Here is a 12,064-nt window from a genome sequence, read left to right as displayed (position 1 = left end):
TACTGTGACCTGACTCGAAAGCCCACATCGGAGCCGCGCAACGATGACATCACCGGACCGCTACGCCGAAGAGCGCTGGTTTCTGGTTCGAGGTCTTCCCGCGGTGGTACGGCGCGGAACCCTGCTGCGGCGGGTGTGGGGCCGGTCGGCCCCCGCGCTCGCGGGAGTGGCGGTCTTCGCCGCGAACTCCATCCTGGTGGTGACGCTGTCGGGCAAACACACCATCGACATCGACGGCAGGCCGACGGTGGCCGAAGGTTTCCTCCTGGCGCTGGTCGTGCTGGTGTTGCCGGTGGCGGCGCTGGTGGGCTGGCTGGTGTCGCGGATCGACAGCCCGCTTCGGCGCGTCGTGGCGGCCAATGTCGCGCTGGCGGTGACCATCCTCGGGTGCGTCTTCGGCGGTCCGAGTCCACGGATCACGGTGAACCTGGCGATGGCGGCGATCGCCATCGCGGCGATTGTGGTCGCGACGGCGTCGGGCATCGGATCGATCGCGGGTTGGGCCGCGCGGGACACGATGTCGAACCTGGCGTTGGCCAGCGGCATGTTCGTCCGCGCGCTGCCGGTGGTGCTGCTGACCTTTCTGGTCTTCTTCAACACCTACGTCTGGTTGATGGCCGCGATCGTCAGCCGCGGACGACTATGGCTGGCCATCGGATTCCTGTTCGCGATCGCCGCCGCGTTCCTGGTGTCGAGCACCCTGGAACGAGTCCGCCCGATCCTGGACGAAACCGAAGCCGCCCCCGAGGACGCCGAGCGACTGGCCGGCACGCCGTTCGAGGGAATTGCCGACGAGCCCGGCGTCGACCCGCTGTCCCATCCCGAACGGGCCAACGTGGTGTTCGTCGTCGCGGCCTCTCAGGTGGGCCAGGTGCTGACGGTCGCGCTGGCCACCGGAGCGATCTTCTTCGTGCTCGGGCTGATCGTGCTGAGTCCGCCGTTGTTGGCCTCGTGGACCCGCGACAGCGGGAGCAACGACGGTCACATCCTCGGCATGACGCTGCCGGTCCCCGACCCGCTGATCCAGACGACGATGATGCTCACCGCCATCACGTTCATGTATCTGGCGGCAAAGGCGGTGACCGACAAGGAGTATCGCGCGCAGTTCCTCGATCCGTTGTTGGACAACCTGCGCCTGACCTTGGTCGCCCGCGACCGGTACCGCCAGTCGAGGCAGGCTCGGCCATGACCGCGCCTACCAGACGCGATGTCCAGGAGTGGTTCCTGAACCGCGGTCTGCCCCTGGTCCTCACGCGACGGGTGCGCTCGCGACGGTTGATCGCCCGATCGGCGCCGGTGGTCAGCGGGATCGGCGCGCTGATCGCACTGACGGCCCTGATCGCCGATTTCAGTGATGGACACGCCGACATCGGCACCGTGCTGCGGCTGGGCATCATGGCCGCCGTGCTGACCGCGGCGCCGTTCGTGCTGTACGTCCTGCACCAGGCTGGCACCACCCGCAGCGAGGCCGGCCGTCGCACTGCGGCGCTGCTTGTGATGGCGTTGTTCGTGATCGGCTTCCCGCTCGTCGACCGCGGCTGGACGGGGCTGACAGCGGCCGAGGTCGCCGGGTTCGGGATCGTCGCGTTGGTCGCGGTGTGGCTGACATATCTGGGTATCGGGTCAATTGTCCTGTGGGCCTTCCGATTTGCCTGGGTGCAGTTCGGTGCGCTCGGAACGCTGATGAGCCGCGCGCTGCCGCTTCTGATGCTGACCGTGGTGGTGTACTTCACCGGTGAGCTGTGGCAGTTGTCCGCTCGGATGACGCGCGAACGGCTCTGGCAGACAATCGGTTTCCTGGCCCTGGTGGCACTGCTGTTCATGGTCGTGACCATTCGCGACGAGGTGCAGGCGCTACGCGAGGACCGCTCGGGCCGACGCGACACCGCTGCGCTGCTCGACGGCACTCCCCTGGCGACGGGCACCGAGCCGGCTCGCACGCCGCTGTCGCTGGCCGAACAGGTCAACGTCGTCGCGGTCATGGTGGTCGCCCAAGCGATCCAGGTGGTGTTCTTCACCACCGGGTTGTTCGCGTTCTTCCTGGCGCTGGGCACAATCGCGATTCCTGACGACGTCACCGTGCTGTGGTCGGCCGAGCAGTCCTGTCCCGTCGGCCAACCGCCTTGCGCCGGAACATGGTTCGGCATCCACGTGCCGATCCCCCAGACCGTGGTGCACACTTCATTGTTCGTGGCGGTGCTGTCCGGGCTGTACTTCACCGTCAGCACCAGCGTGGACCCGCTCTACCGGCAGCGGTTCTTCGACCCGCTGGTCGCCGACGTCGCCGTGAGCCTGGCCGGCCGCGACGCGTATCTGGAGATGGAGGCAAACCATGACCGAGCGGCCTGATGTGTTCGACAAGCGCTACGGGGAGATCCTGCTGGTCACCCCCGGCGCAGATGGGCCCGAAGCGACCGTCTACAACAGCTTTCCGCTCAATGACTGCCCCGCGGAGCTGTGGAACAAGCTCGACGCCGAGGCGATCGCCAAGGACAACGGTGCCGTCGCCGCCCTTCTCAACGGGCCGCGCTACTGGTTGATGAGCAGCATCGAGAAAGCCGCGACCGCCCAGCAGGAGATCAAGACCTTCGGCGGCATCGACATGATTCGGCAGGCCACGGTCAAGCTGTCGTCCATGAGCCCAGCGCCGTACACAGTCAACCGAGTGGATCGCAAAGCCGTGTTCACCTTCGACGCCGGCCGGCCGGTGTTCGAACTAGTGGACCCGCAGGGGCAGCGCTGGGTCATGCAGACCTACAGCCAGATCGTGGACCCGGCCCTCACTCTCGCGAGCCTGCCCGACCTGGCCGAGCGCCTGGATGTGCCCGACGGGTGGCGCTACGAAACGCGCACACTCACCGAGCCGCTGAGCGTGGACACCACCACCCAGGACGCCCACGTGACCCAAGACAATTTCAGCAACAGCTACTCGTTGCAGATTTAAGGCGCTGAGCGCCTCATTCACCCCGATAGTCCCATCTGTAACAAACTGACGCGCGCGACGATAACGCTGCAGTAAGGCTCACCTTCGCCATACACTGCGGCCATATGGCGCCGCCGGATCCGGCAGAGGTGCGCACATCGGGGCGAAAGGAAACACCATGAAGAAACTCGTGATCACCAGCATCGCGGCGGCAGGACTCGGGTTGGCGCTCGCGTCACCGGCGTATGCGGATCAGGACTCCTTCATCACGACACTGGCCAACGACGGCTGGCACGGACCGGTCGCGACGGCGGTGGCACTGGGCCAGCACATCTGCAGCGATATCGCCGCGGGCGTGCCGCAGGCCACCACGCTGCAGACCATCTCGGACAACACCACCGACGGCGTGGAGCCGAAGGACGCGGCGTTCTTCTACAGCGCCGCCGCCTCGCAGCTCTGCGGGCACTGACGACCCGACCCTGGGCCGGTACCGCTACAGGTACTGGCCCAGGTTCGATTCGGTGTCGATGGCCCGGCTGGCGCTGCTGCTCTTGCCGGTGACGAGCGTGCGGATGTAGACGATCCGCTCGCCCTTCTTGCCCGAGATCCGCGCCCAGTCATCCGGATTCGTGGTGTTGGGCAGGTCCTCGTTCTCGGCGAACTCGTCGACGATCGAATCGAGCAGGTGCTGGATCCGCAGACCCTTCTGCCCGGTCTCCAGCACCGACTTGATCGCGTACTTCTTGGCCCGGTCGACCACGTTCTGGATCATCGCGCCGGAGTTGAAGTCCTTGAAGTACATGACTTCTTTGTCGCCGTTGGCGTAGGTGACTTCCAAGAACCGGTTGTCATCGATCTCGGCGTACATCCGGTCGACGACCTTCTCGATCATCGCCCTGATGCACTGTCCGCGATCGCCGCCGAACTCGGCCAGATCATCAGCGTTCACCGGCAGCTCTTCAGTGAGGTACTTGCTGAAGATGTCCTGTGCCGCTTCGGCATCCGGCCGCTCGATCTTGATCTTGACGTCCAGACGGCCGGGCCGCAGGATTGCCGGGTCGATCATGTCCTCGCGGTTGGAGGCGCCGATCACGATGACGTTCTCCAGCCCCTCCACACCGTCGATCTCCGACAGCAGCTGGGGCACGACCGTCGTCTCCACATCGGAGCTCACACCGGTGCCGCGGGTGCGGAAGATCGAGTCCATCTCGTCGAAGAACACGATGACCGGCGTTCCCTCAGAAGCCTTTTCGCGGGCGCGCTGGAAAATCAGCCGGATGTGGCGTTCGGTCTCGCCGACGAACTTGTTCAGCAGCTCCGGACCCTTGATGTTGAGGAAGTACGACTTCGCCTCACGAGCGTCGTCGCCGCGGACCTCGGCCATCTTCTTCGCCAGCGAATTGGCAACGGCCTTGGCGATCAAGGTTTTACCGCAACCGGGCGGCCCGTAGAGCAGCACGCCTTTCGGCGGCCGCAGCGCGTACTCGCGGTACAGCTCCTTGTGCAGGAACGGCAGCTCGACGGCGTCGCGGATCTGCTCGATCTGACGAGTCAGACCGCCGATGTCGCTGTAGGCGACGTCGGGCACCTCTTCGAGCACCAGGTCCTCGACCTCGGCCTTGGGAATGCGCTCGAACGCGTAGCCGGCCTTGGTGTCCACCAGCAGCGAATCGCCGGGGCGTAGCTTTCGCGGGCGCAGGTCGTCATCGTCGAGTTCCTCGGCGACGTCGGCGGGCAGGTCCTCGATGGCCACCAGCGGTTCGGCCAGCCAGACGATGCGCTCCTCGTCGGCATGCCCGACGACCAGTGCGCGGTGCCCGTCGGCGAGGATCTCGCGCAGCGTGCTGATCTCGCCGACCGACTCGTACGTACCGGCCTCCACGACGGTCAGCGCCTCGTTGAGGCGCAGCGTCTGGCCCTTCTTGAGCGACTTTACGTCGATGTTGGGCGAGCACGTCAAGCGCATCTTGCGGCCGGAGGTGAACACATCGACGGTGTCATCCTCGTGGGAGCCGAGCAGCACGCCGTATCCGCTCGGCGGCTGACCGAGGCGGTCAACCTCCTCGCGCAGCGCGAGCAATTGCTGACGGGCCTCCTTGAGGGTGTCCATCAGTTTCGCGTTGCGCGACGCGAGAGAGTCGATCCGCGCCTCGAGCTGGTGTACATCACGAGCACTGCGGGCGCCGCCTTGCGCCATGGCATTCTCCAGCTGATCGCGGAGTACCGCCGCCTCACGCCGCAGCTCTTCCAGCTCGGCGGCGTCTTCGCCGGACAGCTGGGGTTCTTGTGCCTCACTCATGTTGCGCTCCTCTCCCACACCGAGAGTTGGTGCGGTGGATACCTCAACGCTACCGGCCCAACCCCGATCATGTGCGTGCGGGGAATTTCGACACACTGGCAACACTGTTAATCTTTCTAATGAGTCGGGCCGATCGAGAGGACAGCCGTGACCCTGAAACTCCTAGCCACGGGCGTTGCCGCCGCAGCGATCGTCGGCGGCGTTGCCGCCGGTGTGACGTCGGTTGCATTCAGCTCGCCGGTGCCCGCACCGGCCGTGCAGCCCGTCGTCTTCGGCGCACCGATGCCGCAGACGCCGGCGCCAGAGCTCCAGAGCCAGCTCGTTGCCACGCTCAACGGCCTCCAGGGCGGGGGCTCGTTCTCCGGCAACAAAGGCTCGTACATCCAGTTCGGCCTGGGCCGGTTCGAGGGCATCGCCGCCGACCGTGCGTTCAACAACGCCTCGGCCAAGGGCCTGCTGCCGCTGAGCTTCAACATCGCCGACATCGACCAGGAAGGCCCGACCGCGACGGCCAACGTCACGGCCACCGCGCCCAACGGTCAGACCGCCACCCAGAGCATCCAGTTCGTGGAGGGCCCCAGCCCGAGCGGATGGCAGCTGACCAAGCAGTCGGCGCTGTCGCTGATGCAAGGAGCCGGCTGAGCCAGCCCGGGATGCGACACCCGTTCTTCGTAGGTCTGAGCGCCGCCACAATCGTGGCGGCGCTCAGCCTCTCGGGGTGTTCTGACCACGCAGAGCCGAAGTCAACTCAGAGTCCGTTCCAACAGTCGTCGAGCCCACTGGCGCCGCCCGCGTCCAACGCGGCCCCGCTGCCTGCGCCCGACACGCTGACCGCTGTGCTCTACCGGCTCGCCGACCCGGCGGTCAAAGGCGCCGACAAGCTTCAGCTCGTCGAGTCGACCACGCCTGGCGATGCCGCGACCATCGACAAGTTCGCCGCGGCACTGCGCGACGGCGGCTTCACGCCGCTGACCTTCACCGCTACCGAAATCCGGTGGTCGGACCGTCGACCCGACGACGCGCTGGCGTCGATCAACGTCACCACCTCCAATCCGGCCAACCCGGGCAACTTCACGTTCCCGATGGAGTTCCGTCAGGACAAGGGCAACTGGCAGCTGTCCCGCGAGACGGCCGATATGCTCCTGGCCTTCGGCAATGCCCGTGGCGGCGCCGGCGCGGCGAGCCCGACCCCCACACCCTGAATGTGGATCGGCTGGCTGGAATTCGACGTCCTGCTCGGTGACGTCCACTCGCTGAAAGAAAAGCGGGCCGTCGTGCGCCCGATCGTCGCCGAACTACGGCGGCGCTTCATGATTTCGGCGGCCGAGACCGGTTCAGCGGATCTGTATCGGCGTTCCGGCATCGGGGTGTCCGTGGTGGCCGGCGACCGCGCCCACGTCGTCGAGGTGCTCGATGCCGCCGAACGGTTGGTGGCGGGCCGTCCCGAGATCGAGCTGCTGTCGGTGCGGCGCGGGCTGCACCGCAGCGACGACGATTAGACCTGCTGACGCTTGCGGCGCAGCGGGGTCGGGGTGACCGTGCCGGGAGCCAGCCGGCGTGCCGAAATCAGGAACGCGGTGTGGCCGCGCATGTTGTGCTGCGGGCGCACCGCCAAACCGACGACATTCCAACCGCGCTGCAGCGTCTCCCACGTCCTCGGCTCGGTCCAGCACTGCTGTTCGCGCAGCGCCTCCACCGTCTTCGACAGCTGGGTCACGGTGGCCACGTACACCATCAGCACGCCGCCGGGGATCAGCAGCCGGGCGACGGTGTCCAGGACGTCCCAGGGCGACAGCATGTCGAGGACGACGCGGTCGACGGAGGCTTCGTCGAGGTCGGAGTCGACGAGGTCGCCGATGATCAGCCTCCAGTTGTCCGGGTCCTGCCCGAAGAACGTTTCGACATTGCGCTTGGCGTGCACGGCGTGGTCATCGCGCACCTCATAGGAGATGACCTCGCCGCCCGGGCCGACCGCCCGCAGCAGCGAGCACGTCAGCGCACCGGAACCCGCACCGGCCTCCAGGACCCGCGCGCCCGGGAAGATGTCGCCCTCGTGGACGATCTGGGCGGCATCCTTGGGGTAAATGACCTGGGCGCCGCGCGGCATCGACAGCACGTAGTCGATGAGCAGCGGCCGCAACACCAGAAACGCGTCGCCGCTGGTGGACTTGACCACGCTGCCTTCCGGCAAGCCGATCACCGTGTCGTGTTCGATGGCCCCGCGGTGGGTGTGGAACTCACTTCCCGGGTTCAGGATCATCGTGTAGTGCCGGCCCTTGGCGTCGGTGAGCTGAACGCGGTCCCCGACGACGAAGGGACCGGTCCGGCGCGGGGCGGGATCGTCGGTCACAGCCGTTCAGCCTGCCATAGCGGACTCGCCGCGCCGCGTACCGTCGCCTTGTCGGCACACCGTCTTAGGCTGCAGTTATGTCTGATCAGGGGCTGCAGGCGCCGCGACCCGCGCTGTCGCCGTCGCGGGCCGCGGACTTCAAGCAGTGCCCGCTGCTCTATCGCTTCCGTGCCATCGATCGACTGCCCGAGCCGCCGTCGACCGCTCAGCTGCGCGGTTCTGTGGTGCATGCCGCCCTCGAGCAGCTCTACGGCATGCCGGCAGCCGAGCGTGGGCCGGACACCGCCTTGTCTTTGGTCGACCCGGCCTGGGAGAAGGTGCTGGCCGAACATCCAGACTTCGCGGACGATTTCACCGACGAGCAACGAACTCAGCTTCTGGCCGAAGCGCGCAAGCTGCTCACCGGTTACTACCGGCTGGAAGATCCGACCCGGTTCGATCCCCAGAGTTGCGAGCAGCGCATCGAGGTCGAGCTTGCCGACGGCACCCTGCTGCGCGGTTTCGTCGACCGGATTGACGTCGCGGGCACCGGTGAGCTCCGTGTCGTCGACTACAAGACGGGCAAGGCGCCGCCTGCGGCCAGGGCGCTGGCCGAGTTCAAGGCGATGTTCCAGATGAAGTTTTACGCCGTCGCGCTGCTGCGTTCGCGTGATGTGCTGGCCAGCCGGTTGCGGCTGATCTATCTGGCCGACGGCCAGCTGTTGGACTACACCCCCGCGCTCGACGAGCTGCTGCGCTTCGAGAAGATCCTGATGGCGATCTGGCGGGCTATCCAATCTGCCGGTGCCACAGGCGATTTCCGGGCCAACCCGTCGCGGCTGTGCGACTGGTGCAGCCATCGCGCGCTGTGTCCGGCGTACGGCGGCACACCGCCGACCTACCCCGGTTGGCCGGAGGATCTCGGCGCGGCCAATTCGCGCAGCGAGGACAGGAACAACTCGTCCATGCGCGGACTGACGTCGCTCAACGCCGGCGCGCTCGCATAACCGGCCGCGCCGAAGACCCGGTCGAGGGTGCCGGTCGCGGTGACGGCTCCGATCGAAAGGCACAGACACGCAATGCCATCGGCGCGTAACTCGGCTAGCGCGCGGTGCGCATCGGCCTCGGCGTATCTGCCTTCGTAACCGTCGTCGTACGGGAATCCATCTGACAGCACGACAAGCAGCCGGCTCGGCGTGCCCGCATCACGCTTCAGGATGTCTCCCGCACCCCGGACTGCGGCACCGAGTCGGGTATACCCGGAGGGCTGCAACTGGTTTACGCGGGCGCGGCTGGTGATGCCGAAGCGTTGATCGAACGTCTTGATCGCCGGCAGGTGGACAGCGTGGCGCCCGTGGGATCGGAACGCGTAGACCGCAACACGATCACCGAGATCCTCCAGTGTCGCCGCCAGAGTGGCCGCCGCACGCCGCTGGTGTTCGTGCACGGCGCGACCTTCGGTGTCGGCGTCGTTGGCCGATCCGGAAGCGTCGAGCAGGATCAGCACACCCAGCTCTCGGGCGATCTTGCGCCGTTCGGTGTAGACGTGCTCGGGAGGCGAATTGCCCGAACGGGTTTCGGCCACGAAGTCGATCAGGGCGTCAGTGTCGAGCTCGTCGCCGTCAGCGCGGCGGCGCATCACCCGGTGCGCCAGGCCGACGCGAGCCAGCCGCTGCCGGAGCACTGGGTCGTCGGGCACGGTACCGGCGGATGCATCGGCCGGTACCGTCATCGGGTAGTCGATCACGCGGCACCAGTCGGGGCGATAGCGGCCGGCGAAGACATCCCATTCGGGATGCAGGGCGCCGGCGATGCCGACGGTCGCGCCGGGGCGGCCGGCGTCGGTGAACGCGATAGGACTCGATACCGGTCGGGCCTGCGGTGCCGCACTGCGGGCGCGTCGCACGGTGTGTACGGGAACCTCGGCACCCGCTTCGTCGTCGCTTTCGGATCGGGATCCGCCGAAGACCTTGCGGAGGAAGTCCGAGAGCATCGTCGAGTTGAGCACCGGGTTGTGAAAGAGCTTGAGAAGCTTGCTTTCTTCAGATGTCTCGTCGCTCTCATCGGCGTCGTCGGGCAGGTCGCGCAGGTCCTCGGCGGTAGCCGCCGCACCGGAAGCCTGCGGTGTCCGTAACAGGCGGGCGGGTCTGATGACGCCGAACCAGGCCGGCGGATCGGCGATCGCGGTTCGCCCGCGTGCCACGGACAACGATTCCGCAGGGCTGATGGTGAGCGGCGTCGGGTCGCTGCCCAGGACCCGGCGCCCCTCCACGGCGAGGTAGCGTCGCGCCAAGGTCCGCCGCCCCCGCAGCGCCCTGACGAGTTCTGGACTGAGGCTGCCCGCCGCGAGCAACATGGCCTGCAGGCACACTTCACGTCGATGATCGTCGACGGAGCCGTCGGCGCTCACGAAGATGACCCGCCCGTCGGTGTAGGCGGCCTCACCGGGCGCGGCCTCGGCGATGTCGAGCGACCGCCGTGCCAGATGCGTCGCGAGCAGCCGAAAGCGTTGCGGGGCAGCCACATTACTCACGGTTCGGCAGTACCGCGTCGGCCAGCTCGCCGAGGGCGCTTACCAGGTCAGGATCGTCAGACAGCACCCTGACCACGGCCGCACGGACGGCACTGCGCAGGCTGAGTCCCTCGGCGACGAGACCGCCGGCGAGAATCAGCAGCCGGGTCGACGCCGCCTCCCGCAGCGGTGAGCCGTCGAGGTCCCGGATCGCGCGCCCGAGGGTGACCAACGCCCGTGCGGTGTCGGCGTCGATTCCCGCCTCGCAAGCGACGATGTCGGTTTCGATATCGGCGGGCGGGAAGTCGAGTTCTATTGCGACGAACCGCTGTCGGGTCGATTCCTTGATGCTCTTCAGCACGCTTTGATAGCCCGGGTTGTAGGAGATCACGAGTTGAAACCCGGGTGCAGCCGGCACGCTGGTGCCGAGCCGGTCGACCGGGAGTTCACGACGGTGGTCGGCGAGCGGATGGATGACCACGGTGGTGTCTTGCCGAGCCTCGACGATCTCGTCGAGATAGCAGATACTCCCCTGCCGAACGGCACGCGTGAGCGGTCCGTCCACCCAGACCGTCTTACCGCCCTTGAGCAGGAACCGGCCGACGAGATCGGCCGACGTCATATCCTCATGGCCGGCGACGGTGACCAACTCGCGGCCGAGTTGGTTGGCCATCGCCTCGACGAATCTGGTTTTGCCGCAACCGGTGGGTCCTTTGAGAAGCACAGGCAGTCCGCGCCGAGCCGCCGCGTGGAAGACCTCGACTTCGTCGCCGACCGGTCGGTAGAACGGGGTGCTCACTTACCGGGCTCGAACGGAACGACCGGTGGCAGCGTTGCCCCCTCGGGCAGTACCAGCTTGCCGTTGACATCGATGAAGCCGGACCGTTTCGTCGGTACCGGAATGACCGGATCCGGGCACGGGGTGTCGGTGCCGTCGCCGCAGATGCCCCCGTTGAAGTACGAGCGCTTCTGGTGATCGGCCGGCCACGGATCGGAGTGCATGGCGAACCATTGCGCGGGCAGGTTGTAGAAGACGAAGAAGCATGCGCTGACCGCGCCGAAGATCGCGAGGAAGCGGACGAACTGCTGCCGGGCGAAGCCACCGCGCACCTGGTCAAGTCCGCGCTCGACGACGGTGCGGCCTCGGTCGTCGGTGAAGAAACGCAGACAGCTCAGGGCTGTCATCACACCGCCCCACATCAGCCCCTCGTAGATGGGCCACTGATGATAGGTGCCGGCGAAGACCGAAACTGATTGGATGGCACCGGGATACGTATAGAGCCCGAACGGAAGCATGAAGCAGGCTTCCATGACGAAGTCGAGGACGATGGCGGCCGCATAGGTGATCAGAATCAACCGCAGGTTGCTCATGTGCGGCCAGCGCGACTTCAGTCGGCGCATGAACCAGCACCCGGCAATGGCAAGCAGCAACACCATTCCGTAGCCGGTTGCGTTGATCAGCAAGGGTTCTGCGACTTGGCGGCCGGGCGATTCGGGTGACACCCACCCGGGGATGTGCGACGACCACGAACCGCGATTCCACAACCAGGTGTTGTAGGTGCACCACGTGTTGAGATAGTTCAGCAGCGGGTCTTGGAAAAAGAAGAGCGCGCACGAGATCAGCAGCAGTCCGTCCAGGGTGATCCGGCGCTCACGAACCCACGGTCGGATCAGGAACCACCAGATGGCTGCCGGTAATCCGACGCACATCAGTGCGCCGTTGGCGGTCAGGAAAATCTTCATGTAAGTCGGCGGGTCGCTGGGGCCGGCCGGCACGCGCACGAAGTACGGGCCGATCACCCATCGGATCCAGACGTAGAGCTGCAGGACCAGAAGTACGCCGCCGACGGCTGCCCACACCTTGACCGTCGTACCCGACGGGCGATGCGCGTCGCCGAGCGTCGCGGCGTCCGGTGCCGGCTCGACGACGGTGGCGGATTTTCTCGTGCGGGAAGCATCGCTCACGCGGCCAAAATATACCCACGGGTATCTCAGTGTCCA

General features: G+C 66.5%; 13 protein-coding genes. 8 read left to right on the top strand and 5 right to left on the bottom strand.

The window, feature by feature from the left end:
- Nucleotides 1–43: 43 nt before the first annotated feature.
- The 4 genes from K0O64_RS13995 to K0O64_RS13980 all read left to right on the top strand — a co-directional run bounded on the left by K0O64_RS13995 (nucleotide 44) and on the right by K0O64_RS13980 (nucleotide 3,392).
- A complete protein-coding gene (locus K0O64_RS13995; RefSeq protein ID WP_220046426.1) occupies nucleotides 44–1,189 on the top strand; it encodes a hypothetical protein in 1,146 nt (381 codons plus the stop codon).
- Nucleotides 1,186–2,349, top strand: coding sequence for a hypothetical protein (locus K0O64_RS13990; RefSeq protein WP_220046425.1), 1,164 nt, complete (start codon nucleotides 1,186–1,188; stop codon nucleotides 2,347–2,349). Before K0O64_RS13995 ends, K0O64_RS13990 begins: the two co-directional genes overlap by 4 nt.
- Entirely contained in the window at nucleotides 2,333–2,944 is a 612-nt protein-coding gene (locus K0O64_RS13985; RefSeq protein WP_071944975.1) for a hypothetical protein, read from the top strand. The genes K0O64_RS13990 and K0O64_RS13985 overlap by 17 nt, the downstream gene beginning before the upstream one ends.
- Nucleotides 2,945–3,101: 157 nt before the next feature.
- Nucleotides 3,102–3,392 (top strand): DUF732 domain-containing protein, encoded by a 291-nt coding sequence (locus tag K0O64_RS13980; protein ID WP_071944976.1) that lies wholly within the window; start codon nucleotides 3,102–3,104, stop codon nucleotides 3,390–3,392.
- A 24-nt stretch (nucleotides 3,393–3,416) separates the two neighbouring features.
- Here K0O64_RS13980 and arc read toward each other — a convergent pair whose 3' ends face one another.
- Complete coding sequence (arc, locus tag K0O64_RS13975) at nucleotides 3,417–5,222, bottom strand: proteasome ATPase (RefSeq protein WP_071944978.1); 1,806 nt, start codon at nucleotides 5,220–5,222, stop codon at nucleotides 3,417–3,419.
- 147 nt (nucleotides 5,223–5,369) lie between these two features.
- On the opposite strand from arc, the gene K0O64_RS13970 reads away from it, so the two are divergent.
- Genes K0O64_RS13970 through K0O64_RS13960 form a run of 3 tightly spaced genes read left to right on the top strand, consistent with a single transcriptional unit; the run spans nucleotide 5,370 to nucleotide 6,721 of the window.
- Nucleotides 5,370–5,864: an MTB12 family secreted protein gene (locus K0O64_RS13970; RefSeq protein WP_220046424.1), complete on the top strand. Its 495-nt coding sequence runs from the start codon at nucleotides 5,370–5,372 to the stop codon at nucleotides 5,862–5,864.
- 11 nt (nucleotides 5,865–5,875) lie between these two features.
- Nucleotides 5,876–6,424 (top strand): lipoprotein LppK, encoded by a 549-nt coding sequence (lppK, locus tag K0O64_RS13965; RefSeq protein WP_220046502.1) that lies wholly within the window; start codon nucleotides 5,876–5,878, stop codon nucleotides 6,422–6,424.
- A complete protein-coding gene (locus K0O64_RS13960; protein ID WP_071944983.1) occupies nucleotides 6,425–6,721 on the top strand; it encodes a DUF503 domain-containing protein in 297 nt (98 codons plus the stop codon).
- On the opposite strand, the gene K0O64_RS13955 is transcribed toward K0O64_RS13960, so the two are convergent.
- On the bottom strand, nucleotides 6,718–7,572 hold the full coding sequence (locus tag K0O64_RS13955; RefSeq protein ID WP_071944985.1) for a tRNA (adenine-N1)-methyltransferase: 855 nt from the start codon (nucleotides 7,570–7,572) through the stop codon (nucleotides 6,718–6,720). The genes K0O64_RS13960 and K0O64_RS13955 overlap by 4 nt on opposite strands.
- 77 nt (nucleotides 7,573–7,649) lie before the next feature.
- Between K0O64_RS13955 and K0O64_RS13950 the strand changes: the two genes are divergently transcribed.
- Nucleotides 7,650–8,558 (top strand): RecB family exonuclease, encoded by a 909-nt coding sequence (locus tag K0O64_RS13950; RefSeq protein ID WP_071944987.1) that lies wholly within the window; start codon nucleotides 7,650–7,652, stop codon nucleotides 8,556–8,558.
- Here the strand turns inward: K0O64_RS13950 and K0O64_RS13945 are convergent.
- From K0O64_RS13945 to K0O64_RS13935, 3 genes are read right to left on the bottom strand one after another with little or no spacing between them, the layout of a single operon-like run.
- On the bottom strand, nucleotides 8,450–10,084 hold the full coding sequence (locus K0O64_RS13945; protein ID WP_071944989.1) for a nitric oxide reductase activation protein NorD: 1,635 nt from the start codon (nucleotides 10,082–10,084) through the stop codon (nucleotides 8,450–8,452). The two genes, K0O64_RS13950 and K0O64_RS13945, sit on opposite strands and share 109 nt — an antisense overlap.
- Entirely contained in the window at nucleotides 10,077–10,862 is a 786-nt protein-coding gene (locus K0O64_RS13940) for a CbbQ/NirQ/NorQ/GpvN family protein (RefSeq protein WP_071944991.1), read from the bottom strand. Before K0O64_RS13940 ends, K0O64_RS13945 begins: the two co-directional genes overlap by 8 nt.
- Complete coding sequence (locus K0O64_RS13935) at nucleotides 10,859–12,028, bottom strand: spirocyclase AveC family protein (protein ID WP_071944993.1); 1,170 nt, start codon at nucleotides 12,026–12,028, stop codon at nucleotides 10,859–10,861. Before K0O64_RS13935 ends, K0O64_RS13940 begins: the two co-directional genes overlap by 4 nt.
- Between the last annotated feature and the right edge of the window lie 36 nt (nucleotides 12,029–12,064).

Source organism: Mycolicibacterium pallens, from assembly GCF_019456675.1.
Taxonomy (GTDB): domain Bacteria; phylum Actinomycetota; class Actinomycetes; order Mycobacteriales; family Mycobacteriaceae; genus Mycobacterium; species Mycobacterium crocinum.
This window is presented reverse-complemented; position numbering and strand designations above follow the sequence as displayed.

What these genes read in the sequence shown, in the direction of transcription:
- K0O64_RS13995 (WP_220046426.1), top strand. Translation starts at nt 44, where the DNA reads ATGACATCACCGGACCGCTACGCCGAAGAGCGCTGGTTTCTGGTTCGA.
- K0O64_RS13990 (WP_220046425.1), top strand. Translation starts at nt 1,186, where the DNA reads ATGACCGCGCCTACCAGACGCGATGTCCAGGAGTGGTTCCTGAACCGC.
- K0O64_RS13985 (WP_071944975.1), top strand. Translation starts at nt 2,333, where the DNA reads ATGACCGAGCGGCCTGATGTGTTCGACAAGCGCTACGGGGAGATCCTG.
- K0O64_RS13980 (WP_071944976.1), top strand. Translation starts at nt 3,102, where the DNA reads ATGAAGAAACTCGTGATCACCAGCATCGCGGCGGCAGGACTCGGGTTG.
- arc (WP_071944978.1), bottom strand. Translation starts at nt 5,222, where the DNA reads ATGAGTGAGGCACAAGAACCCCAGCTGTCCGGCGAAGACGCCGCCGAG.
- lppK (WP_220046502.1), top strand. Translation starts at nt 5,876, where the DNA reads ATGCGACACCCGTTCTTCGTAGGTCTGAGCGCCGCCACAATCGTGGCG.
- K0O64_RS13960 (WP_071944983.1), top strand. Translation starts at nt 6,425, where the DNA reads ATGTGGATCGGCTGGCTGGAATTCGACGTCCTGCTCGGTGACGTCCAC.
- K0O64_RS13950 (WP_071944987.1), top strand. Translation starts at nt 7,650, where the DNA reads ATGTCTGATCAGGGGCTGCAGGCGCCGCGACCCGCGCTGTCGCCGTCG.